A 22,215-nucleotide genomic window follows, 5' to 3' on the forward strand; every position below is an offset into this window, starting at 1 on the left:
TTCGGATGATCATTTTTTGATCATCCGAACCTTTTTATTCGTAGAAACTAGTTTTGTCCCAGCCTCTTTTTTTAATCTAATAAGAAATGTTGTCTAACATATTGCTCGACTTCTTGGTTAGTTTGTTTATTTAAAATTACATCACTTACTTCTGAAGTGGTCTGATAGTTCAATTGATGAATTTGTTGACGTGCTCGAAGTATGGTTGAGGCACTCATGCTAAACTCATCTAAACCTAGGCCTAAGAGAATTGGGATCGCGACCTCATCTCCAGCCATCTCACCACACATACCAGCCCATTTGCCTTCTGCATGTGCAGCATCAATGACGCGTTTGATTAAACGTAATACGCCAGGGTGGTAAGGCTGATATAAATGACTAACATTCTCATTCATCCGATCAGCTGCTATTGTGTATTGAATTAAATCATTTGTCCCAATACTGAAAAAGTCCACTTCTTTTGCAAATTGATCTGCTAGTACAGCTGTTGATGGGATTTCAACCATAATACCAACTTCGATATCATCACTAACTGTATGCCCTTCTTTAAGAAGCTTATCACGTTCTTCATCTAAAATATGTTTTGCATCCCGATATTCTTCAAGGGTTGCGACCATCGGGAACATAATCTTTAGGTTACCATAAGCGCTGGCACGAAGTAATGCTCGTAATTGAACGCGAAAAATGTCGTCACGCTCTAAACATAAGCGAATTGCACGGAAGCCTAAAAATGGATTCAATTCATTAGGTAAGTCTAGGTAGGGTAAATCTTTATCGCCACCAATATCAAGTGTGCGAATAACAACAGGTTGTCCGTTAAGCGTTTCTAGAACGGTTTTGTAAGACTCGAATTGTTCATCCTCAGACGGTAGTCGATCACGGTCCATATATAAAAATTCAGTACGAAATAAGCCAACACCTTCAGCACCATTTTCAATCACTGTTTCCAAATCTTTAGGTGAACCAATGTTAGCAGCTAATTCGACTTGTTTACCATCGGAAGATACGCTCGGTTCGTGAATGAGCGTTTGTAACTCCTGAGCTCGTTCTTGTTCTTCTTTTAATTGACGTTCGTAAAACTCTAGCTGTTCATCATTTGGGTCGGTAATCACTGTTCCGTTTTCACCATCGATAATGACTGTTGTATCTTTAGTAATCTCTGAAGTTGCAGTTGTTGTACCCACTACAGCTGGAATGCCCATAGAACGGGACATAATAGCAGAGTGAGAGGTGCGTCCACCAATATCAGTCACAATGCCTTTGACATACTTACGGTTTAATTGTGCCGTATCAGAAGGTAATAAATCATGGGCAATTAAGATGACTTCCTCAGTAATATCACTAGTTGTTACTAAGGGTTCACCCAATAAATATGATAAGACACGTTTAGAAACATCACGGATATCTGCAGCACGTTCTTTCATATAGTCATTGTCCATACTCTCGAAAATGGAGATAAACTGATTAGCTGCATCGTTCAGAGCTTTTTCAGCATTAATTTGCTCACTTTCAATCTTGCCTTTAACGGTATTTAATAATTCAGGATCTTGAAGAACAAGTAAGTGTGCGCCAAAAATCTTAGCGTGGTCCTCTCCTAATTCCTCTTTAACGTGTGCTTGTATCTTTTCTAAATCATGGTTTGCCTGCTGTATAGCTTGTTCAAAACGACTAATTTCTACAGATACATCATTAATTGCTTTTTCGACAATATCTAATTCGGGATTTTGAAGAACAAAAGCCTTTCCAATAGATATACCATTTGAAGCTCCAATGCCTGTTAATTCTGTCATGTTATTTCAGCTCCTTAAAAGTAAGACTAACCTAAAATAATCATAAATAATCAAGGTTAGGCAAAAATATATTTAAAATTAGTTTTGACACCGTTTTCACTATCTATTATAATCATAATTAATCACATTCAGTCAATAATAATCACTGAAATGAGCAAAAGTGATGGTGGTGATCAACGGTGTTATATAGTGAGGAAAGAAAGAAGAAGATATTATCATATATAGATCAACATGGTCGTGCTTCTGTTCAGGAATTAGGTGAAGCGTTTGCAGTTTCTGAATCGACTATAAGACGCGATTTAAGTGAGCTTGAAAATGAAAAAATGCTAAAACGGACTCACGGTGGTGCGATTTCAAAACAAAGTGTTAATTTTGAACCGAGTGTGATTGAAAAAGCAGACCGACTGCTTATTGAGAAGCAAGCTATTGCTCGGAAAGCTGCGTCATTTATACAAGATAATGATACCGTTCTCATTGATTCAGGGACGACAACATTAGCATTGATACAAGAGATAAAACTAAAGAATTCATTAACCGTTGTGACGAATTCTGTTGTCCATGCTGAGCTTTTAAAAGAGTCGAACCATATTGAGGTGATTGTTTTAGGAGGGCGCTTAAGGCATGAGACGCAAGCATTAGTCGGTCCATTGACTGACCAAGGATTAAATCTCATTCATGTTGATAAAGCATTTATAGGTACAAATGGAGTTGATCTACATGATGGTTTAACAACTCCGAACCTTACTGAGGCTGCTACTAAGCGTAAAATGATTGAACAATCATCAGAAGTTTTCTTGCTAGCAGACTCCAGCAAATTCGAGAAAGTATCCTTTGCCAATTTTGGTGAAATAGAAAGCTTAGATTATTGTATTACTGATGAACAAGTGAATGAGCAGTATCAAATTGAATTTGAACAACGGGGTGTCAAGTTAGAGATCGTACCACTTCAGGAGGATTAACATAATGACAAAAGTACTAACAATGACATTGAACCCGGCAATTGATAAGACGTTAACCTTATCAACTTTCGAAGTTGGTGGATTAAACAGGCTAACAACTCAGCCACATATAGATCCGGGTGGAAAAGGAATTAATGTAGCAAAAGTATTGAATCATTTAAATACTCCGGTGACGACAACAGGGTTTATGGCTGGTCAAACGGGAAAAAAGATGATGAACGAACTACAATCCTTAGGCATAAAAACGAGTTTTCAAGACGTAGATGGTGAAGTGAGGACCAATCTTAAAATTGTCGATCAAGAAACGCAACAAACAACAGAGATTAATGAACCTGGTTTTGTTGTTGGTGAAGAGGATTTAGAGGGGCTTAACTTAATTCTTGATCAATTGCTAGACCAAACGGAGGTTATGATTCTTGCTGGAAGTACTCCAAAAGGTGTTAGCGATCATATTTACAAAGAGTACATCGAGAAGGCTAAAGCTAAAGGGGTACGCACCATTCTTGATGTAAGTGGTAACGCTTTAAAAGAAGGTTTAAAAGCTAAGCCGTTTGCTATTAAACCAAATATACACGAGTTAGAAGATTTGTTTAGTAGACAGTTTAATAATCGCGATGAGATAGTTGAAGCTTGTGAACAATTAGTAAAAGAAGGAATTGAGCTAGTTGTGGTCTCTTTAGGAGGAGATGGCGCTTTGTTTGTATCTGAAGATGAGGTATATCAAGTGGCGCCTTTCGATATTACTCCTAAAAGTACAGTTGGTGCGGGTGATTCTATGGTTGGGGCCATGGTTTATTCGCTACTTAATTCTTACTCGTTAGAGGATCTAGCTAAGTGGTCAACAACTGCAGGCACAATCACAGCGTCAAAGGCTGGAACTAGTGTCTGTACCTTATCAGAAATAGAGGAATATGTTGATCAGGTTAAAGTGCGCAAAATTTAGTAACATAAATAATTTATCATTAATATTTGGGAGGTTAGGAGTATGAAGAAGTTATTAGCTGTTACGGCTTGTCCTACAGGAATTGCCCATACGTTTATGGCTGCAGAAGCCTTGGATAAGGCCGCGAAAGAGAAAGGCATTGACATGAAAGTTGAAACGCGAGGAAGTGTCGGTGTTGAAAATGAGCTTACGGAAGAAGATATTCGTGAGGCTCATGCGATTATTTTGGCAGTTGATACGAATGTTGATGAAGAACGGTTCTCAGGAAAGTCAGTAATCCGTGTTGGTGTAGGTGATGCCATTAAAGACCCGAACGGACTAATCGATCAAGCTTTAGAAATGGAAGACACAACACCAGATGATTATGTAGAACAAGTTAAAGAAAGGAAGAAAGCTAAGGGTGAGGAACGTAAAGGGTTTTATAAACACCTAATGAATGGTGTATCCTTTATGATTCCACTCGTAGTTGCCGGTGGTTTACTTATTGCACTTTCATTTGTCTTTGGTTTAGAAGCGGCAGATCAAGAAGGGACATTAGCAAACCATCTTAATCAAATTGGTGGTGTGGCATTTGGCTTAATGGTCCCAATCCTTGCAGGGTTTATTGCTTACTCCATTGCTGATAAGCCAGGTCTAGCACCAGGGTTAGTCGGTGGTATGTTAGCTGATGAAGTTGGAGCCGGTTTCCTTGGTGGTATTATTGCAGGTTTCTTAGCAGGTTATCTAGCTCAGTTAGTGAAGAAGGTCGTTAAGCTACCGAAGAATTTAGAAGGAATTATGCCTGTTTTAGTTATTCCACTGTTAGCAACATTAGCGACTGGACTATTAATGTATTACGTGATTGGAGGACCTGTGAGTGGAATTATGGGTGCCCTTGAAGACTTTTTACAATCGATGACAGGCGCTAATGCGGTTATCCTTGGACTACTTTTAGGTGGAATGATGGCAGTTGATATGGGTGGTCCAGTCAACAAAACAGCTTATGCCTTTGCAGCAGGACTGCTTGCGAGTGAGATTTATGGTCCAATGGCAGCGGTTATGGCAGCAGGTATGACGCCACCATTAGGTATTTGGATTGCCACATTAATTGCGAAGAAGCGTTTCACAAAAGAAGAACAAGAAGCAGGTAAAGCAGCAAGTGTCTTAGGGATCTCGTTTATCACAGAGGGTGCCATTCCTTTCGCAGCAGCTGACCCATTACGTGTTATTCCAGCTTTGATTGCAGGTTCGGCAACAGCTGGTGCATTGTCAATGATATTTAATGCGGCATTACGCGTCCCGCATGGTGGTGTATTTGTACTCTTTATTCCCAATGCCGTCACTCACGTTCTTCTATATGCTTTAGCGATAGCAATTGGTACGGTTGTAACAGCTTTACTTGTAATTTTCTTCAAGAAGAGGTCACCACAAGCCCAAGCAGCAGATTTAACAGAATAAGTAACATAATCAATATCGTTGAAAAATGGAACCGGATGTTATGATATTTTGTTTTAGGGGAAAATATAGACATCATGAATTTAAAGGAGAATTAACACATGCAGTTATCAGAAATTCTAAAAAAAGACCACGTATTACTTGATATAGAAGCCGACTCACGTGAAGCAGTAATTGATGAGTTAACTAAAACGATGGAAGGTACAGGGGTTATTGCAGATGCTGCGACTTATAAGGCAGCTGTTTTGAAACGTGAAGAGGAAGGTTCTACTGGAATTGGCTTTAGTGTGGCTATTCCACACGGTAAGTCAGCCGGTGTTAATGAACCAGGATTAGCTTATGCTCGTTTATCTCAAGAAGTCGATTGGCAGTCACTAGATGGTAATCCGGTCAAGTCAGTGTTCTTAATCGCAATCCCTGAGGAGCAAGCAGGTAATGAACACTTACAAATTTTATCTCAGCTTTCACGTAAATTAATGCATGAAGATTTCCGTGAAAAGCTTAATACGGCGAGTAACAGCGAAGAATTAATTGCGGCTTTAGAAGGATAGGAGGCATAAATGTGAAGCAAGTTGAAGTAACCATAACCAATGAAACGGGGCTACACGCACGTCCAGCTCAACAACTTGTCCAAGAAGCCAATAAATATTCATCTGATATTAAAATTGTAACAGGTGATAAAGAAACAGAAGCTAAAAGCATTCTTGGAATTATGACGTTAGGTATTGAAAAAGGAAGAACCATTGGAATTAAAGCAGACGGCCCTGACGAAGAAGAGGCTGTAAATGCTTTAGTAGACTTAATTGAAAATAATTTTAATGAGTAAATAATTATCCCTCTGCTCGTCAGTGAGTAGAGGGATTTATTATGTCGTGATCATAAGTTGTTCAGCTGCTGAATTAAGTATAATAATGGTGGAGTTTTGTATGGCTATAGTCTAAGAGTATTGATCTTTAGCAGGTATAGCAGGTTTTTGTGTAGGCATGATCCAAGTAATCTCTTGTAAACGAATAAAATACAGTTGATCACTAACATCTAAGACGATATGGTCAGGCTTAACGTCAGTAAGTAAACCACGGATGGTTCCCTTATTTGTCTCGACTGTTACAGAACTGTAGTTCATCGCAAGAAGAGCGTGATATATAAAAGGCTCAATTAAAGTAGTTGTATGGGGTTCTAGTTGAACAATCTGTTGGTCTGGTACCTGTGGCTGTTCCCTGTAATAATTAATGCCAGGATTACCATAATACGGCATCATAAAAAATCCTCCTCAATCGTTTGCTTCTATAATTTATGAAGGCAAACGACTAGGAGTGATTCTTAATCTTCTACATGCTACTTATCAATAAGGAACACCTTATTGATAAGGACAGTCCATTTAGTTAAGGTTTAAAAAATAAAGTTATTCAAAATCGATTTCAGGATTCATCGAAACGACCTGTTTCATAAACAAGTCCTTATTAGCTGGCGAAATCCTAATCACTCGATGATCAAACCCATATGTAATTTCTAAACGGTTTACGGATAAGGCTGGAGATAGTTTTAGGTTTCGGATTAGTCGAATTTTTTCGATATCTTGTATATCAACGCTTTTAGTAAAGGGGCCATATTTAATAATGACTTTCCCTTCATCAACACGATAGTGTACCGTAAACCAGAGCCATATAACAGCTAAAGTGAACGCAAGGCTTAAGCCCATTAGGAACCATTCAGAATTTAAGAAGGTCCACACTAATGCGAATCCAGCGAATCCAAATAATAATATAGCAATCCATATATCTTTCTTTGTTGGATAGTCCATCTTAATTCCTCCTTAGTACATAGAATATCGTAAATGTTTAATCGTTTCATTAAAAAAGTTTGATTCGAATACATATATAAATTGAGGTGGTTAGCCCTCTTAATTGCCTCTATGACGTATCGACACAAGTTTACAAAGATCTACAAGTATTGATAAAATGAAAGTGTATAGATTCTATTGAGGTGAAGGCTATGAAATGTGAAAATTGTGGAAATCAATTATTTATCGATGATCGTTTCTGCTCACGTTGTGGTGCGAAAGTTAAGCAGAGTTCGACATATAATCACGATCAACATCAGCAAACGGTGGTTGACCAAAATCCTCCACGAGAAAAGAAAAGCGTTGCATTGGCAGTGATTTTATCACTAATTATTGTTGGGGTTGGCCAGATTTATTTAGGTCAGGTTTTAAAAGGATTGGTTTTATTAATCAGCTCCTTATTAATTGGCTTTGTCACGGTCGGCCTTGGAGCGTTTGTGTTATGGATATTAGTCGCTATTGATGCTTATAAAATCGCCAATAAAATTAATGAAGGAAGAACAGTGGACGAGTGGGAGTTTTTCTAAACTTCATGTCTATCAATCCCTAGCTGTAATAAGTTAGGGATTTTTTATGTGATCACAACTTCTCCCTAATGTTAATATATGGTACGATATATTTATCTGAAAATTCATGCGTATATAAAACTATGATTTAAGGGAGTGCTTTGTTTGAAGAATGCGATATTGACTGTTTTATTACTAATCAATATGATCTTTATCGTCAATCACTTAATATATTTTGACTTTCGTTATAATCAGTTATGGATGGTTATTTTAGGTTTGTTTTTTATTTCGAGTATGGTGATTTCAGTTATTTTCCTCTATCAATCAAGAAAACGAATCAATGCCCAATTTTACTTTTCAGCAACCGTTCTTTCACTTAGTATTGGTGCATTCGGTTGGTATTTGTTTTTAAACTATTTATTTATTGTGATGGGGTAGACAGAGATGGTTAACAAAACGATGTTACAGAAGTTAAAAGGTTTTTACTACTTATCTGGGGAATGACAAGAGGTGAAGTATAATGACTCAATCAAAATCACAAGTTGAGTGGAAGCAACCAACATGGTTTTGGGTGTCGATTGTTTTATTCGTGATAGCTGAATATGTGGTTATTTATTTACTAGCTGAAAGTGGAATGGGGCCTTATGACTTATTGGTTCATAGTGTTATATATATGACGGTGCTTGCTTACCCCATTTACGTTTTTGTTGTTATGTTTTTGTTGCCAAAAGAATTAAGGTTAGATGTTAATACAATCTTTTATATCTTAATGCCAGTGATATTATTTGCGCCAAACTGGGCGTTGATCTATGAATATGTGAATCGGTGGTTTATATAAAAAATCTCACTTATAGGTGGGGGAACTCCTACAAGTGAGATTCTATTTAATCGCGATTTGTTTCTTCACGTTTTAATTTTTTGAGTCGTTCTTCGTGAATTAAAAATTGATAAAAAGTATGAAAGGCGTCTGTTTGGTTCATATGAATGGCTTTTAAGTATCTTTTTTTCGCATGCTCCGGTAGTTGGTCACTTTTAGTGATTCTTTCTTGGATATATTTCATTCGTTTCGCGTGTATTTGATTGTTTTGGTGAGCCAACTCACTGAAAAGTGCCATTCCGATTGATCCCGCCAAAGCTAATCCTCCAACAATAAACAAATTCTCTCGATTCACTGACACGGTTGTAAGAATAAGAATTAAGTTAAAGAAGGAGAATGCGGTTAGAGGGATAGCTAGACCTCCACAAATAATTCTCTTCTTTAAAAATGGCGTTACCATGTCCTGTAACTGATCAAATTCTTGCCTGATCGGCATAGAAGCATTTTTTGGATAAAAAAGATTCAAACCCAATCACTCCTCATCTTTTGTCGTTTAAATCTATTAAACTACTTATGTCAGTTCTAGTTACAGGTTAGACAAAAGATGTACAGTTCATACGCTAATTTGAAAAAAACCTCACTCTAGATCAATCCCTAAGGAGTGAGGTGAAAGTGCTATATTTGTCGTTGTCCCTTTATAACCATTTCGATTTCATTTACATAATTTTGCACTTGTTTTAGGTTACTAAAGTTTGAGAGCATCCCTTGAATGACAGGGTATCTTGGATTTTTTTTAGTCATTTCTTCTTCAATTACTTCTAATGATATTTGATAATCTCTTTGATTAGGCAATCCTTGTAGCGTCTTAGCAATTTTTAATAAATTATTTTGTATGACTTCATGTTTCGTCATCTTTTGAGAGTCTGCTTTTTTCAGTAAATGTCGGATTTGGATTTCTGATAATAGAGGGTTCTCGTCTCCTTGGATAAATCCTGTTACAAGATGATCAACCCGATTCATAATAAATGTCATGAGCTGCTGTAGGCTATATTGTTCTTGATCGATAAGTACTAGCCTAATATATGAGCGAATTAACCCTTCCATCATAATCGACAAGTCATATAAATAAGGGTTGGCTTTTTCGCCATAGATGTCTTTTAGCCCATTAATGTAAAATTGGTAAATCTCACTGTATTTCTCCTTAATAAGTTCTTTGATCGACTCACTTAGATAACTCCCGTGTTCATAGGTTTGTAGATCCATAAACTCTCTATGAGTTACTACATTTTCGAAAAATAGGGTAAGCTGTTTAATAAACCTGTCTCTTGGCGCTAACCCTTCTTGATCAACGGCATAAACTTGTTCAAGCGTTTGATTAATATAAAAGTCTAAAGAAGCAATTAACAAGGCATCTTTTGAGGGGAAATGGGAGTAGAGAGACCCTTTTGCAATCCCACATGAATCAGCGATTTCCTGAATAGAGGTCGCTGAAAATCCCTTTGTTGAGAATAGATCAATTGCCTTTTCAAGTATAAGTCTTTCTTTTTCAATCATGGTTTCATCTCCTAGCTTCGGTCTAAGTTTTTGATCCGTTCTTCATGCTTTAAGAAGTCGTAGAAGGTTTGAAATACGTTTGCTGGGTTCATCCGTATTTCTTTTAAATAACGATCTTTAGCATAATCGGGTAACTGGTCACTTTGAGCAATGCGTTCCTTGATATAATGGACACTAGTCTCATGCATCCGTCTATTTTGGTGGGTTAACTCTTTGAAAAATGCCATTCCAAGAGCACCAGCTAGTGCAAGTAACCCGAAAATAACGATCGTATCTTTATTAATGGAGACGCTTGATAGTAGGAAAAATAGGTTGAATATTGAGATGGTGATTAGTGGAAAGGCAAGACCACCATAGATCATACTCTTTTTCATAAACGGAGAAACTTTTGACTGCATTTGATCAAATTCCTCTTTTATATACATCGAAGCATCTTTGGGGTGAAATAGGTTCATTATTCATCACTCCTATCCGTTAAAAAGCTAAACCTAAAGCTAAAAATATAAGAATATCCATTGGATGGAATAACATGACTTGTCTTCCTCTCTATATAGAAAATTGGTAAACCTTTGACTGGATAGTCATTAAATGACCAATTAGTCACAATGATATTTTATATCTTTTCCATCCTGTTTTCAATTCATACCTACTGGTGAAGGTGTTGCTTTTTGGGAAATAGACAAGCTTTTCGCCAACCATTCCCACACCCATTTTCATGTATTTTATTGTAAAATAGAAAGGTATTTTTAGAGAGGTGGGTTGGTTTTGTCAGTATTTTTATCAAGTAAGGAAATAAATCAAGCTGTGAAGTTATTAGTAGATACATATAAAGTGCCGAGTCGGTTGATTCAAGGACTGCTGGGCCAGGAGAATATTAAGGGTGTTAACCGTCATTACCGAACATTTCAAGGTGGTTCCATGTCAGATGAACAGCTAGCGCGAATGATTGTTATGGAGAAGGGGGCTGAGCTTTTTAAAGGAAGTGGTAAATCTGTTCGTCAACTTCGCGAACATTTACTAAGGCAACTACCTGAAGCGAACTTAGTGGCTTTATATGACCGTAATCCGAGGAGTGGGAAGAAGATTACATCGCCATCTTATATGTATAAGGCGTTAGCTGAGAAAAGGTGGACGGATGGAAGGGTTTGGCCACGTGACTTTGTAACGACTCTCGGTTTTCCACTTGTATTTTCAGGTATTAAAGTACCACAAGCTTCAAAGCCTTCAGCAGTTATGGATATCGAAGCTCGAAAGACTGTTCCACCCCTAGTCGATTTTCAAGAGCAGTTAAAGGAGGACATGCTAGATGTATTGGAGCTTAATAAAGACCAAACACGTTGCATTGTTACTTTGCCAACAGGTGGTGGCAAGACGCGTGTTGCAGTTGAGAGTTTCATAGAGTGGATGCATGCCCATTTTAATGAGCAGAAATATATGATCTGGATTGCTCAAAGTTCGGAGTTGTGTGAACAAGCAATTGCGTGTATAGCGGAGATGTGGCAAGAGAAGGAGTATCCTGAGTCACTTAGGATCTACCGATATTTTAATGGAAATGACATTGGGATAGAAGATTTAACGGGTGGTGCGGTTGTTGCTAGTATTCAACAGATTGTTTCAAGGTTGAACGCCGATGATGTTGCGTTAAAAGAGATCTTACAAAACTGTGGAGCGATGATTATTGATGAGGCCCATCATGCAGCAGCGCCAAGTTACCGAAAGCTGATTAATCATGCCAAAGAATTATGTGGGGAGGAGCTTTTCCCTGTATGTGGATTAACGGCGACACCTGGACGAAGTAATGGGGAAACTCAGGATTTGGTCGGTGAATTTGAAGCTCATTTAATAAAGCCCAAACTTCCGGAACGTACTGAGTATGAAGAAAATCCCATTAGATATTTTAGAGATGAGGGTTACCTAGCAACACCTATCCATATTATTCATGAATCGGGCAAAGATTATCAGGTGGATGAAGATTCAGTAGATGATCGTAGCGATTTAAATAAAGAATTTTTAAAAGAGTTGGCCGGGGATGAGGAGCGTAATGAAATGATTATCGAGCGCTTATTGCAAATTCCTGATGTGAAGCCGACACTTATTTATGCTTGTACGGTTGAGCATGCCGAGTATTTATCGACCGTGATGAATTCACTTGGTCGAAAGTCAGCTTCGATTTCTGCTAATACGTCAAAAGGATTAAGAAGAATTTATATTGACGCGTTCAAGAACGGTGAGATCGACTTTTTATTTAATTACGGAGTATTAACGACGGGATTTGATGCACCAAACACAGAGTATATTGTCATTACTCGGCCAACGACGAGTGATATTTTGTATGAACAGATTATTGGTCGTGGTTTAAGAGGTCCTAAATTTGGGGGAACTGAGCAATGTACCATTATTGATTTTGCTGATAATCTATTACGACTAGGAAAGCCATTGGCATATACTCGTTTCGAAGGTTTCTGGGGAGCAGAAAAGGTTGAAAAATAGTAACCCAATCTGAAAGTTACCAGAAAACATGGTATAATTATTGATTGTGGCTTCGATTTTGCAACTATCACATACTTTTCAGTTGCAACAGGAATGTATACAACATAGGAGGATTTTACATGAAATACTTATCTAAATGGTTAGCTGTTTCATTATTGGGGCTGTTACTATTGCTTGCAGCTTGTGGCGATGAGCAGACTGATGACAGCAATATTGGAGAGGACAAAGGCGAAATCTCAATTGGAATGAACAATTGGGCTGAAAATGTAGCTGTCTCAAACATGTGGAAGCTTGTTTTAGAGGAAGAGGGCTATGATGTCACTTTAGAGAATGTCGAGAAAGCCATTCTTTATGAAGGATTAGCTAATGATGATATTGATATTGGAATGGAGATTTGGTTACCAAACACAGATGGTCATTTCTATGATGAATTTGAAGAGGAAATTGACTGGCGTGAATATTGGTACAATGGAACAGATTTAGCATTAGTGGTACCTTCCTATATGGAAGACATTAATAGTGTCGAAGACCTTAACGAGCATGCTGAACGATTTGATAACGAAATTATCGGAATTGACCCAGGTTCTAGTATTATGGGGCTAACGGAAGACGTGATTTCCGATTACGAACTAGACTTAGAGTTAGTCAGTTCTTCAGAGCCAACGATGTTAGTCGAGTTACAACAGCGTATTGATAACGAAGAGCCAGTTGTGGTCACACTTTGGAAGCCACATTGGACGTTTGCTGAGATGGATTTAAAAATCTTAGAGGAACCTAAAAACATCTATGGTGATTCTGAAAACATTCTTTATGCAACACGTCTTGGTTTAGAAGAAGAGCAGCCTGAAGTCGTTGAGTGGTTTGATAATTTTATGCTTGATGATGAGCAGTTAGGTAGTTTAATGGCAGAAATTAATGAGTCTGACTCAGAAGAAGAAGGTGCTCAGAGCTGGATTGATGATAACCGAGATCTAATTGAAGAATGGATCGACGGTTCTGAATAGTGTTGAGAAGAGTAAGTGCTAGCTCACTTGCTCTTTTTTCATGAATTAAAAAGGGGTTCACCAATGATGACGCAAACTAACTTTTTTACTAGAAAACAACAGGAGATCGGCGTCGCGCTTAATGACGCCCAACAAGAGGCTGTCATAACGACAGAAGGTCCTTTGTTACTACTAGCCTCACCGGGTTCAGGAAAAACAACAACAGTGATTATGCGAATCGGCTATTTGATTGAGGAGCAAGGTGTCGATCCGTCAAGGATTAAGGCGGTGACATTTAGTCGGGCTTCTGCTGTGGATATGAAGGAACGCTATCAAAAATTCTTCCCATCACTTCAGCCAGTTGATTTTTCTACGATCCATAGCTTGGCCTATAAAGTTGTCCGTGATTATTTTAGGTTAACTGGAACTGCATATGAGTTTATTGAAGGAGAAGTAAGTGATCCAAAGCTTCATAAACGGGTGATTTTACGTCGATTATTTGAATCTATCAATGAGGAGAGAATCACGGAGGATCAGTTGGATGAACTATCGACTTATATTAGTTTGGTTAAGAATAAATTAATTTCTAAAGAATCATGGGAGTCGATTACATGTAATGTTCCTGGTGCGCTAGAGATTCTTAAAGAATACGAGTGCTTCAAAAAGCATGGTAAACACGTTATGTTGCTAGATTATGATGATATGCTCACCGTCGCCAATGAGGCTTTGGAATTAGAAGAGTCATTGTTAGCAAAGTATCAAAATCAATATGATTATGTGTTAACGGATGAGAGTCAGGATACGTCACTTGTGCAGCATGCGATCATTGAGAAGTTGGTGAGGAAGCATAAAAACCTATGTGTCGTAGCGGATGATGATCAGTCCATTTATACGTGGCGTGGTGCTGATCCACAATATTTATTAAATTTTAAAAACCAATATCCTAATGCTTTTGTCCTTTATATGGAACAAAACTATCGCTCGACAAAGGACATAGTAGAAGTAGCCAATCAGTTCATTAGGCAAAATAAACATCGTTATCCTAAGAACATGTTTACTCACAATGGTGCTCATCAGCCAATTCGATTACAAACTCTCTCTCATTATGAAGATCAGTGTGCTTATTTAGTTAAGCAGGTTTCACTGGCAGCAAGCTATCGTGATGTGGCCATTTTGTATCGAAATAATGGATCTTCCATTATGTTAATGGATGCCTTTGAACGGGCGGGTATCCCTTTTTATATCAAGGACTCCGATCAGCGCTTTTTCAATCATTGGATTGTTAAGGATATTTTGAACTTTATGAGGTTGTCTTATGATCTGGGGCGAGTTGATATTTTTGAGCGAATCTATTCGAAGACCCCCACCTATCTATCTAAGTATGATGTTGAGCAGCTGAAGCGATTTTCGTCTAAAAAACCAGTGTTTGACAACTTGCAGTCACTCGATTTAAAGGATTGGCAGAAAAGGAAGCTTAATGCCTTTAAAGATGTGTTTATAAAGTTTCATCAGTCATCACCAAGTGAGGTCATTCGCTTAATTCGAAGAGAATTAGAGTATGAAAAGGTCATCCGTGAGATGAGTAAGCGCTTAGGTTTTAAACTAGATGTCTTATTAGAAAATCTAGATATCCTAGAATCGATTGCTGAACATACATCCGATATGGTGTCGTTTGCTAATCGATTGAAACATTTAGACAGGATTGGTAAAGAGTCTAAGTTTAGCAAGAATCAAGATGCGGTAACGTTATCAACGTTGCATAGCTCTAAGGGACTCGAGTTTCCAACTGTGTATTTGATTGACTTAGTTAACGGAGTCATACCGTCTACCTCAGATTTAGAAGCTTTAAGAGACGGACAGGTAGACAACATAGAAGAAGCTGTAAGATTATTTTATGTAGGGATGACGCGAGCAGAACTCTATTTGGAGCTGATCACATATGAAAGAAAGTTTAATAAAAAAGTGGTTACGTCAAAGTTTTATCGTGATATTAATCAGATTATTAACCCTTCAAGCAGCAATGACTCATCTAAAAGCTTAAAAGTAAAACACTCCACGAAGCAAGTTAACCCCAACGCGATTAGCTCACGTGAGCAAATTGATGTTGGCTTACAGGTGAATCATCGTGTATTTGGTGAAGGAGAAGTTCGTGATGTGACAGATGATTTGATGACCATTCAATTTGAACAAGTCGAAAAAGAGCTGTCTATTGCAACATGTTTGAAAATGGGGTTGATTGAAAAGGTGAAATAGCTTAAGTTATAGGAGGCGCATGGCAGAATTGATCGATCGAGCTTCTTTTTCATTCTATTAATCTGACAAAGTGGGGGGTGACATCATGAAAATAAAAGGCATGATCTTCGTGCTAATTGGTGCAGCTAGTTTTGGATTCACTCCGATTTTTGTCAAAACAGGCTTTGACTTTGGCTATTCATTGGGTCAAATCACGTTAACTCAAATGATCGTCGCCCTAGCTTTTCTTTGGGGGTTAAGTTTAATTAAAGGGTTTCGTGTGCAGGGAATCGGAAAAGGTGAGTTAATTAAAATATTAGCTTCTGGGACATTTGTCGGTTTGACCGGTATATTGTATTACGGTGCCATGATCTATTTACCGGCTTCATTAGCGATCATACTATTATTCCAATTCGTGTGGGTGGGGATGATTTTTGAATGGTTCTTTACAAAAGTGAAACCTTCACGAATTAACTTAGTATCGATGGTGATCATCCTATTAGGGGTTTTCTTCGCTTCTGAGTTGTTGGAAGGTGGCGTTTTTGATTTTCCGACGATTGGCCTAGTGTTAGGATTTTTATCAGCATTCAGCTATGCTGGTTTTATCTTCTTTAGTGGGCATGTTGGTGTTCATACGCATCCGATTATGCGAAGTACATTGATGATCTCGGGCTCAACTGTCTTGATTTTAATCGTCTTCTTTCAGGACATTCCAACCTTGCCGTTAAGTGAAGGGAGATTGTGGTTGGTTGCAGCTGGTATAGCTTTAGTAGGGGCTGTGCTTCCACCTTTATTTTTTGCTGGAGGGGCTCCATTAATTTCAGGACGTTTGGCTAATGTTTTGAGCTCAATTGAGTTACCTGTTGCCATTGTGTCGGCCATGATCATATTGACGGAAACGGTATCAGGGTTACAATGGTTAGGCATTGCGTTAATTATAGTTGCTATTTTTGTCAATGAGCTTGGTGAACCATTAATAAGAAAAGCAAGTGTTAAGAATATGTAGGGGGACTCATGAAATGTGAGTTCCTCTTTTTTGTAATTTTAAGGATTTCTCATGATGTAAGAGCACGACCCATAAAATTGAATAAGGCAGATATGGAAATGAGGACTCTTTGATGAAAAAGCAGAAACAGCTAGTGCATAAATTAAATCAAGGTGAAGGTGAGACAAAAGGTGGTTTCATACGGGCAAGGTCAGGTCCTTTTAATGCCTCGCTAAAAGAGGTAGATACGGCTGATTTAGATCTTACCAAGTGCTATATTGGACGTCATCACTGGTATTACCTTAAAGAGTTTATCAAAATTAAGGCGAATGGAACAAAAGAGTCATGGAATTTTTCTGCTTTCTTGTTTGATGTCTTTTGGTTAATCTACCGGAAGATGTACGGTCATGCTATTGCTTTTATGTTAGCGATCACAACAGCGATGACAGCTTGGACTTACCAGTGGTTGGAGTTTGGTTCGAACGCGTTTTATACCGTGTTAGCTTGCCTAGTGATCCTGGCAAAGGTGTTGCTTGGAATTTATGGTAATTACTTTTATAAAGAGCGTGTAGAAAAGCATGTCATTTTGATTACTTATGTCACTGAAGATTTTGATGAACAGATGAATGCAGCCAACGAGACAGGTGGCCAGTCATGGATTAGTGTTGTTATATCGGTGGTCGTCCTTGTGTTGATTGTCACTTCGGTTTTCTTTTTTAATAGTGACACGATGAATGAGCATCGACAAGCTCAACCTGTTGAGGGTTATCAAAACAACGACATGTCAGATGAATTGGATTGGACAGCGATCGAGATGGTGAAGAAGGCAACCGTCTCTAACGCAGACGATCGAACGGTTGAAGAAGTATTTTCGACAAACTTTATGGATGGAGAATGGCATTCATATTACTTAGATGCCGAATGGGAGGAAGTGATTTATAAAGGACTTCTGATCGGTGGCGAAGATGATTATGATGTGAGTATTGTCTTTGATGTTAATACAGAGCGATACACGATAGAGCTTTATGAAGTGCGGGTCAATGGCCATTTGTTAAGGCAAGAAGAAGCAGAAGATTTATTACAAGATATTTTTGGTTGGGATCATTAGTTATTTAAAAGAAGGGGATTTGTTTAAGCTTATAGAATTAATAATCAGGCTTTAATGTGGAAGATTTTCTACTTCTATTATACTTCCTTTTAAAAAATTAACTAGGTGATGTGGAATTTTTAGATGATTGTTGAAATATGATTAAATAAGCTTATGTAGGCAATTAAATTTATTATATAAGAAAGGTGAGATTAGTATGATTGAAAATGCATACTACACCGAAGAGTTTCACGGACCTTTTGAGCTTTACACGATTGGGGATTTTGAATTGGAGGATGGGGGTGTGATTCCCGATTGTCAGTTAGCCTACACGACTTATGGTGAGCTGAATGAGTCAAAGGATAATGTCATCGTTATTCCGACCTGGTTTTCAGGAACAAGCATCGCCTATGAACCTTATATTGGGGAAGGACGAGCTTTAGACCCTGAAAAGTACTTTATAGTGATTATCAATCAAATTGGTAATGGCCTTTCTAGTTCCCCTCATAACAGTCCCGCACCAATTGATATGGCTAATTTCCCGAATGTCAGAATTAGTGATGATGTACGCGCGCAGCATCAATTATTAACAGAGAAATACGGTATTGAAGAGGTTGCGTTAGTAGTTGGTGGCTCAATGGGGGCTCAGCAAACCTATGAATGGGCAGTAAGGTACCCTGATATGGTTAAACGTGCTGCACCAATTGCAGGGACGGCTAAGAATACCGACCATGACTTTTTATTTACCCATACGCTAATGGAAGCCATTACATCTGACCCTGGGTTTAATAGTGGAAACTATCAATCATGTCAAGATGTAGCTGATGGATTAAGGAGACATGCTGATATTTGGGCAGTTATGGGTTTAAGCACGGAATTCTACAAGCAAGAGAAATGGCGATTATTTGAAGTGGATTCGTTAGAGGAATTTACAACCGGATTCCTTCATCCATTATTCCAAGCGATGGACCCTAATGCTTTGTTGACGATGGCTTGGAAGTGGCAGCGTGGTGATGTTAGTCGAATGACTGGTGGTAATTTAAAAGAAGCCTTAGGACGAATAAAAGCAAAAGTATTTGTGATGCCTATTGATGAGGATATGTTTTTTCCACCGAGGGATTGTGAAGCTGAGCAAAAGCTAATCCCAAATAGCGAATTAAGAGTGATTGATAGTGTTTGTGGCCACTTCGGTTTATTTGGTGGTGAGGGCGAAGCATATTTTAACCAAATCGATGAGCATCTAGGTGAGCTACTAAGTATTCCTGTAGAAGATTCTGTTGTTAAATAATACGCTCTGTTAAAGTCCGTTGTTGTTATGGTGATCCGCTTTCGGTGGACGCTTTCCACGGGGCACGGCTTCAGCTAACTTGGGAAGAAAAGCGTTTCCCAAGTGGATCTTCAGCTCGTGCTATTCCCGCTGGAGTCGCCACCTTCGCTTTTCACCATACAACAACTAAGAGTAAACCATTTAATTATCAACACTAGACTTTAACAGAGCCAAATAATAAAAAGGCGGGTCCTTAATTGGGTCCGCCTTAATTTTATGGAAAAACTCCTAATGATACTGTGGTCGGTCGTAGGTCACATAAGTAGAGGTTAGTAGGTCATGAATAGTGTGATGATCTCCTCTAACAATAGCGAGAACGACACTAGCTATAAATAAAGGAAATATTAATGAGTACAGGCTAGCAAGGATTACCCCTCTAATAAGCATCGTTTGGAAACTTAATTTCTCATCCAATACCGGTGTGATTCGTAGCCCTATGATTCTTTTACCAATTGTCCTACCACGCCAAATAAACGGCACCAGGATAAAGTAGGCATTAGTAAATAGAAAATGTAACAAGAAATAAATGAATATAAGTTGGATGCCATCAAGTGATGTGGTTTCCAAAAGACTCCATAATAAAGCCATACTAACTATAACTATGAGTACTTCATCAATTAGTAAAGCAATACCACGCTCCATTAACCCTATTGCTATAGGTTGATCCTTTGAAAAATCCATTAGCGTCACCCTATTAGTTTATTGATGGTTAAGGTTTTATGGGGTTCGTGAAATAAATGATAGATTACTGGTCTTTCATTTGTTCTGGTGAGCCCTATGTCACATAAGTGCCTGCAATGTAGTCATGAATGGCCCATTTATTTTCGGTGAATCCGACCATACATGCGCTGACGATGACACCTATTCCAAATGTAACAGCATAGATTAATCCACCGACGATCTCTCTCATAATCATTGCACCAATACCGACATCTTCTCCATTTAATTTAACGATTCTAATCCCTAAAGCTTTTTTTCCTAATGTATAACCGACCCAGAAGACTGGGAGTAAAACATAATATAGTGGGCTTAACAGGTCCACAAATGAAAAAGGTTCAATCACAAAACTTCCGTAAATAGCTAATGACAAGAAGCCGAATCCCAAAAAGAGAATAATTCCATCTACAATTAAAGCAGCAAGTCTAATCCAAAAACCAGCCGGGTCAAAGACTTCATCCATGTTCAAACACCTCGAGTTTTTAATTATAAGTTATTCTACCATAACACTAAACATTCATAAAATTCAATATAATTATTTGAAAATATTTACACATGGCAAAAAACATAAATAGATAGATTGATTGATATTATTTTCCCATCCCTTTAATCGTTTTAAATATCCCAGGTAACTGTCGCCATGTGCCGATGGCTAAGATTACCTCGTCACTGACTTCATCTTCGTCATGAAAGGTAAGAGCTTTTTCAAGTTCAAAACTATAATGTGTTAGGTCTGAGAAACTAGCAAATTGGTTGAGGAGTTCCATCTCTTCTTCGTTAAGGTGGCCTTTTTCGTCTATCGTTCCAACATGCAGTTTGGCGTAGCAGCCGATCATTTCCATTTCTATTAGGATGCGGGTGATTTCTTTAAAAGCTGATTGTGAACGTCTGGCTTGTTGCAGAAGTTCAAGTGAGTCGGTTTCACGCTCACTTCCATACACTTTACTTTCATGAATCTGTTCTTTAATAAATGATTGAACGTCTAGCCGTTTAGTACTCAAGTCAATCCCTCCACAAACATTGGTAGCTACAGTCTAGCAAAAGAGGTGAGTAAAAAATGACTCATTTAAAGATTGCAAATAATTCCCAACTTATGTATGTTATGTTTATAAAGTTGTGGAGGTGTTATGATGCCTAAGTCGACTGAGTGGTTGTGGCGAACTTATCAAATCTTACGAAGAACCGATTATGACCACCCCATTCAAAACCATGAGATCTGTCAAAAATTAGAGTTATATGGAGAACCTCCAGGGAGGAAAACAATTGGAAATTATATCAAGGATTTAATAGACCTATCCGAAAAAGGGTTAATTATTGAGGAGGTTGAAGAGCATGATGAAAAGCCACATGCTTACTACGTTAACCACAGTCTGATTGATTCTGAAATTAAGATGTTATCTGATGCGATAGCTTCTTCAAGTTTTATTTATCCAGGACATCGACAGCAATTATTACGGAAACTTGGGGAGCTATATAATGGTGATGAGAATTCAATTAAACGCTTTATAGAAAATATTCATTTCTATAAAGAAGAGCACAAAGATTATAACTTTCAAACGTTTACCAATATTGAGCAACTAACTGAAGCGATTGAGCAAAAGAAGAAGGTGCAGTTTACATATTTAGCCTATAATACGGATAAAAAACTAGTTCCGTATCGAGATGAAGATGAAGGGCGAAAAGTGGTTAACCCCTATAAAATTGTTTGGCGCCTTAGTTATTACTACTTATTCTGTACAAATCTAGAAGGAGAACATCCAGAACGATTTTTACGAATAGACCGAATGAAAGATATTCAGATCCTAGATGAACCATGTGATCCGATTGAAGGTGTAGAATCTACAGAAGAGTATATAGAGAATCAGGTTTTCATGTTTGGTGGAGAGAATGAAACAGTTGAATTCCGCTGTGATAATTCAATTGTTAATCAAGTGGTTGATTTCTTTGGTGACCGAGCAACGTTTCGAAAGGTAGATGAAGATCATTTTGATGTGAAAGTTCGAACATCACAGAGTAACATCCGTTATTGGATACTACAATACATTACATCCATTAATAATATAAGACCTGAATCGTTGAGGAATCAAGTATTAACAGACTTACGAGATGCTTTGAAGCGGAATGAGGAGTCTTAAGTAGGCGTGGGCGAATACGGTTAATTTTAATGAAATACGGTTAAAATTTCAGAAATACGGTTAATTCAGCAGAAATACAGTTAAAATTTCAAATTTACGGTTAAAATCTCAAAAATACGGTTAATTGAGGAATTCCTTCCACACCCACAATCAAGAATTCTTTCAATTACTCTTAAATATCGGAAAATTATGTCGGATTATTGCAATGACCATAAATGCAAGAGAAATACTCCTACTTTATTCAATTTTCCTCTGAATTGTGTAAGAAACCAGGTTTGTGATTCAACCTTCAATCCTCTAACATTAATAATGTTTTGTAAATACAGTTAATTTTCTGCAAGATCTCGTAGACGTGTAGTTTGAATGAGTTTCAGATAGTGTAGCTGAGACAGTTAAAGTGGAAATACAATAGTAGC

The 22,215-nt window shown here is 37.9% G+C and carries 24 protein-coding genes; 15 read left to right on the forward strand and 9 right to left on the reverse strand.

The annotated features are described in order from the left end of the window. Positions 1-71 precede the first annotated feature (71 nt). Entirely contained in the window at positions 72-1,790 is a 1,719-nt protein-coding gene (gene ptsP, locus HWQ49_RS09905) for a phosphoenolpyruvate--protein phosphotransferase (RefSeq protein ID WP_188207459.1), read from the reverse strand. A gap of 179 nt (positions 1,791-1,969) precedes the next feature. On the opposite strand from ptsP, the gene HWQ49_RS09910 reads away from it, so the two are divergent. The 5 genes from HWQ49_RS09910 to HWQ49_RS09930 all read left to right on the forward strand — a co-directional run bounded on the left by HWQ49_RS09910 (position 1,970) and on the right by HWQ49_RS09930 (position 5,952). Continuing rightward, positions 1,970-2,749, forward strand: coding sequence for a DeoR/GlpR family DNA-binding transcription regulator (locus tag HWQ49_RS09910; protein WP_188207460.1), 780 nt, complete (start codon positions 1,970-1,972; stop codon positions 2,747-2,749). 4 nt (positions 2,750-2,753) lie between these two features. After that, positions 2,754-3,692: a 1-phosphofructokinase gene (gene pfkB / locus HWQ49_RS09915; protein ID WP_188207461.1), complete on the forward strand. Its 939-nt coding sequence runs from the start codon at positions 2,754-2,756 to the stop codon at positions 3,690-3,692. A gap of 42 nt (positions 3,693-3,734) precedes the next feature. After that, positions 3,735-5,129: a PTS fructose transporter subunit IIC gene (locus HWQ49_RS09920; protein ID WP_188207462.1), complete on the forward strand. Its 1,395-nt coding sequence runs from the start codon at positions 3,735-3,737 to the stop codon at positions 5,127-5,129. Between the two features lie 98 nt (positions 5,130-5,227). Continuing rightward, positions 5,228-5,677 carry a PTS sugar transporter subunit IIA gene (locus tag HWQ49_RS09925; RefSeq protein ID WP_188207463.1) on the forward strand — a complete coding sequence of 150 codons (450 nt, stop codon included), beginning with the start codon at positions 5,228-5,230 and terminating at the stop codon, positions 5,675-5,677. A gap of 11 nt (positions 5,678-5,688) precedes the next feature. Next, positions 5,689-5,952 carry an HPr family phosphocarrier protein gene (locus tag HWQ49_RS09930; RefSeq protein ID WP_188207464.1) on the forward strand — a complete coding sequence of 88 codons (264 nt, stop codon included), beginning with the start codon at positions 5,689-5,691 and terminating at the stop codon, positions 5,950-5,952. Between the two features lie 111 nt (positions 5,953-6,063). Here the strand turns inward: HWQ49_RS09930 and HWQ49_RS09935 are convergent, their stop codons facing one another. Beyond that, positions 6,064-6,384, reverse strand: a complete 321-nt coding sequence (locus tag HWQ49_RS09935; RefSeq protein WP_223155116.1) for a YuzF family protein — start codon at positions 6,382-6,384, stop codon at positions 6,064-6,066. Positions 6,385-6,528: 144 nt separating this feature from the next. Then, positions 6,529-6,927: a PH domain-containing protein gene (locus HWQ49_RS09940; RefSeq protein ID WP_188207465.1), complete on the reverse strand. Its 399-nt coding sequence runs from the start codon at positions 6,925-6,927 to the stop codon at positions 6,529-6,531. A gap of 191 nt (positions 6,928-7,118) precedes the next feature. On the opposite strand from HWQ49_RS09940, the gene HWQ49_RS09945 reads away from it, so the two are divergent. The 3 genes from HWQ49_RS09945 to HWQ49_RS09955 all read left to right on the forward strand — a co-directional run bounded on the left by HWQ49_RS09945 (position 7,119) and on the right by HWQ49_RS09955 (position 8,310). Further along, a complete protein-coding gene (locus HWQ49_RS09945) occupies positions 7,119-7,493 on the forward strand; it encodes a zinc ribbon domain-containing protein (RefSeq protein ID WP_188207466.1) in 375 nt (124 codons plus the stop codon). 144 nt (positions 7,494-7,637) lie between these two features. After that, positions 7,638-7,910, forward strand: a complete 273-nt coding sequence (locus HWQ49_RS09950; RefSeq protein ID WP_188207467.1) for a hypothetical protein — start codon at positions 7,638-7,640, stop codon at positions 7,908-7,910. Positions 7,911-7,992: 82 nt separating this feature from the next. After that, complete coding sequence (locus tag HWQ49_RS09955; protein ID WP_188207468.1) at positions 7,993-8,310, forward strand: hypothetical protein; 318 nt, start codon at positions 7,993-7,995, stop codon at positions 8,308-8,310. 46 nt (positions 8,311-8,356) lie between these two features. Here the strand turns inward: HWQ49_RS09955 and HWQ49_RS09960 are convergent, their stop codons facing one another. The 3 genes from HWQ49_RS09960 to HWQ49_RS09970 form a co-directional block, all read right to left on the reverse strand. Beyond that, positions 8,357-8,815 carry a DUF5392 family protein gene (locus tag HWQ49_RS09960; RefSeq protein WP_188207469.1) on the reverse strand — a complete coding sequence of 153 codons (459 nt, stop codon included), beginning with the start codon at positions 8,813-8,815 and terminating at the stop codon, positions 8,357-8,359. A 149-nt stretch (positions 8,816-8,964) separates the two neighbouring features. After that, entirely contained in the window at positions 8,965-9,843 is an 879-nt protein-coding gene (locus tag HWQ49_RS09965) for a TetR/AcrR family transcriptional regulator (protein WP_188207470.1), read from the reverse strand. 11 nt (positions 9,844-9,854) lie between these two features. Continuing rightward, positions 9,855-10,298 (reverse strand): DUF5392 family protein, encoded by a 444-nt coding sequence (locus HWQ49_RS09970; RefSeq protein ID WP_188207471.1) that lies wholly within the window; start codon positions 10,296-10,298, stop codon positions 9,855-9,857. Between the two features lie 310 nt (positions 10,299-10,608). Here HWQ49_RS09970 and HWQ49_RS09975 point away from each other — a divergent pair, with 310 nt between their 5' ends. From HWQ49_RS09975 to HWQ49_RS10000, 6 genes are all read left to right on the forward strand, one after another. Next, complete coding sequence (locus HWQ49_RS09975; RefSeq protein WP_188207472.1) at positions 10,609-12,333, forward strand: DEAD/DEAH box helicase; 1,725 nt, start codon at positions 10,609-10,611, stop codon at positions 12,331-12,333. A gap of 119 nt (positions 12,334-12,452) precedes the next feature. Further along, positions 12,453-13,337, forward strand: a complete 885-nt coding sequence (locus HWQ49_RS09980; RefSeq protein WP_188207473.1) for a glycine betaine ABC transporter substrate-binding protein — start codon at positions 12,453-12,455, stop codon at positions 13,335-13,337. Positions 13,338-13,400: 63 nt separating this feature from the next. Then, positions 13,401-15,569 (forward strand): ATP-dependent helicase, encoded by a 2,169-nt coding sequence (locus HWQ49_RS09985; RefSeq protein ID WP_188207474.1) that lies wholly within the window; start codon positions 13,401-13,403, stop codon positions 15,567-15,569. Positions 15,570-15,654: 85 nt separating this feature from the next. Beyond that, the gene (locus HWQ49_RS09990) at positions 15,655-16,554 is read left to right on the forward strand and encodes an EamA family transporter (RefSeq protein ID WP_188207475.1); all 900 of its coding nucleotides are present in this window, start codon (positions 15,655-15,657) and stop codon (positions 16,552-16,554) included. A gap of 112 nt (positions 16,555-16,666) precedes the next feature. Beyond that, a complete protein-coding gene (locus tag HWQ49_RS09995) occupies positions 16,667-17,641 on the forward strand; it encodes a DUF2628 domain-containing protein (RefSeq protein WP_188207476.1) in 975 nt (324 codons plus the stop codon). Between the two features lie 196 nt (positions 17,642-17,837). After that, complete coding sequence (locus tag HWQ49_RS10000; RefSeq protein WP_188207477.1) at positions 17,838-18,908, forward strand: alpha/beta fold hydrolase; 1,071 nt, start codon at positions 17,838-17,840, stop codon at positions 18,906-18,908. Positions 18,909-19,175: 267 nt separating this feature from the next. On the opposite strand, the gene HWQ49_RS10005 is transcribed toward HWQ49_RS10000, so the two are convergent. The 3 genes from HWQ49_RS10005 to HWQ49_RS10015 all read right to left on the reverse strand — a co-directional run bounded on the left by HWQ49_RS10005 (position 19,176) and on the right by HWQ49_RS10015 (position 20,665). Next, on the reverse strand, positions 19,176-19,628 hold the full coding sequence (locus HWQ49_RS10005; RefSeq protein WP_188207478.1) for an RDD family protein: 453 nt from the start codon (positions 19,626-19,628) through the stop codon (positions 19,176-19,178). A 94-nt stretch (positions 19,629-19,722) separates the two neighbouring features. Further along, complete coding sequence (locus tag HWQ49_RS10010; RefSeq protein ID WP_188207479.1) at positions 19,723-20,127, reverse strand: RDD family protein; 405 nt, start codon at positions 20,125-20,127, stop codon at positions 19,723-19,725. Positions 20,128-20,254: 127 nt separating this feature from the next. Next, positions 20,255-20,665 carry a hypothetical protein gene (locus HWQ49_RS10015; protein WP_188207480.1) on the reverse strand — a complete coding sequence of 137 codons (411 nt, stop codon included), beginning with the start codon at positions 20,663-20,665 and terminating at the stop codon, positions 20,255-20,257. A 129-nt stretch (positions 20,666-20,794) separates the two neighbouring features. Here HWQ49_RS10015 and HWQ49_RS10020 point away from each other — a divergent pair, with 129 nt between their 5' ends. Next, positions 20,795-21,799: a helix-turn-helix transcriptional regulator gene (locus HWQ49_RS10020; protein WP_188207481.1), complete on the forward strand. Its 1,005-nt coding sequence runs from the start codon at positions 20,795-20,797 to the stop codon at positions 21,797-21,799. The last annotated feature ends 416 nt before the right edge of the window (positions 21,800-22,215 follow it).

It is taken from the genome of Alkalibacillus aidingensis, assembly GCF_014595945.1.
In the GTDB taxonomy this organism is placed as follows: domain Bacteria; phylum Bacillota; class Bacilli; order Bacillales; family Alkalibacillaceae; genus Alkalibacillus; species Alkalibacillus aidingensis.

Bases quoted from the DNA above. Each gene is read 5' to 3' on its own strand.
- HWQ49_RS09955 (WP_188207468.1), top strand. From the start codon at position 7,993: ATGACTCAATCAAAATCACAAGTTGAGTGGAAGCAACCAACATGGTTT.
- HWQ49_RS09940 (WP_188207465.1), bottom strand. From the start codon at position 6,927: ATGGACTATCCAACAAAGAAAGATATATGGATTGCTATATTATTATTT.
- HWQ49_RS09980 (WP_188207473.1), top strand. From the start codon at position 12,453: ATGAAATACTTATCTAAATGGTTAGCTGTTTCATTATTGGGGCTGTTA.
- pfkB (WP_188207461.1), top strand. From the start codon at position 2,754: ATGACAAAAGTACTAACAATGACATTGAACCCGGCAATTGATAAGACG.
- HWQ49_RS09920 (WP_188207462.1), top strand. From the start codon at position 3,735: ATGAAGAAGTTATTAGCTGTTACGGCTTGTCCTACAGGAATTGCCCAT.
- HWQ49_RS09925 (WP_188207463.1), top strand. From the start codon at position 5,228: ATGCAGTTATCAGAAATTCTAAAAAAAGACCACGTATTACTTGATATA.
- HWQ49_RS09985 (WP_188207474.1), top strand. From the start codon at position 13,401: ATGATGACGCAAACTAACTTTTTTACTAGAAAACAACAGGAGATCGGC.
- HWQ49_RS10020 (WP_188207481.1), top strand. From the start codon at position 20,795: ATGCCTAAGTCGACTGAGTGGTTGTGGCGAACTTATCAAATCTTACGA.
- HWQ49_RS09995 (WP_188207476.1), top strand. From the start codon at position 16,667: ATGAAAAAGCAGAAACAGCTAGTGCATAAATTAAATCAAGGTGAAGGT.
- HWQ49_RS10005 (WP_188207478.1), bottom strand. From the start codon at position 19,628: ATGGATTTTTCAAAGGATCAACCTATAGCAATAGGGTTAATGGAGCGT.
- HWQ49_RS09945 (WP_188207466.1), top strand. From the start codon at position 7,119: ATGAAATGTGAAAATTGTGGAAATCAATTATTTATCGATGATCGTTTC.
- HWQ49_RS10010 (WP_188207479.1), bottom strand. From the start codon at position 20,127: ATGGATGAAGTCTTTGACCCGGCTGGTTTTTGGATTAGACTTGCTGCT.
- HWQ49_RS09990 (WP_188207475.1), top strand. From the start codon at position 15,655: ATGAAAATAAAAGGCATGATCTTCGTGCTAATTGGTGCAGCTAGTTTT.
- HWQ49_RS09970 (WP_188207471.1), bottom strand. From the start codon at position 10,298: ATGAACCTATTTCACCCCAAAGATGCTTCGATGTATATAAAAGAGGAA.
- HWQ49_RS10000 (WP_188207477.1), top strand. From the start codon at position 17,838: ATGATTGAAAATGCATACTACACCGAAGAGTTTCACGGACCTTTTGAG.
- HWQ49_RS09965 (WP_188207470.1), bottom strand. From the start codon at position 9,843: ATGATTGAAAAAGAAAGACTTATACTTGAAAAGGCAATTGATCTATTC.
- ptsP (WP_188207459.1), bottom strand. From the start codon at position 1,790: ATGACAGAATTAACAGGCATTGGAGCTTCAAATGGTATATCTATTGGA.
- HWQ49_RS09935 (WP_223155116.1), bottom strand. From the start codon at position 6,384: ATGATGCCGTATTATGGTAATCCTGGCATTAATTATTACAGGGAACAG.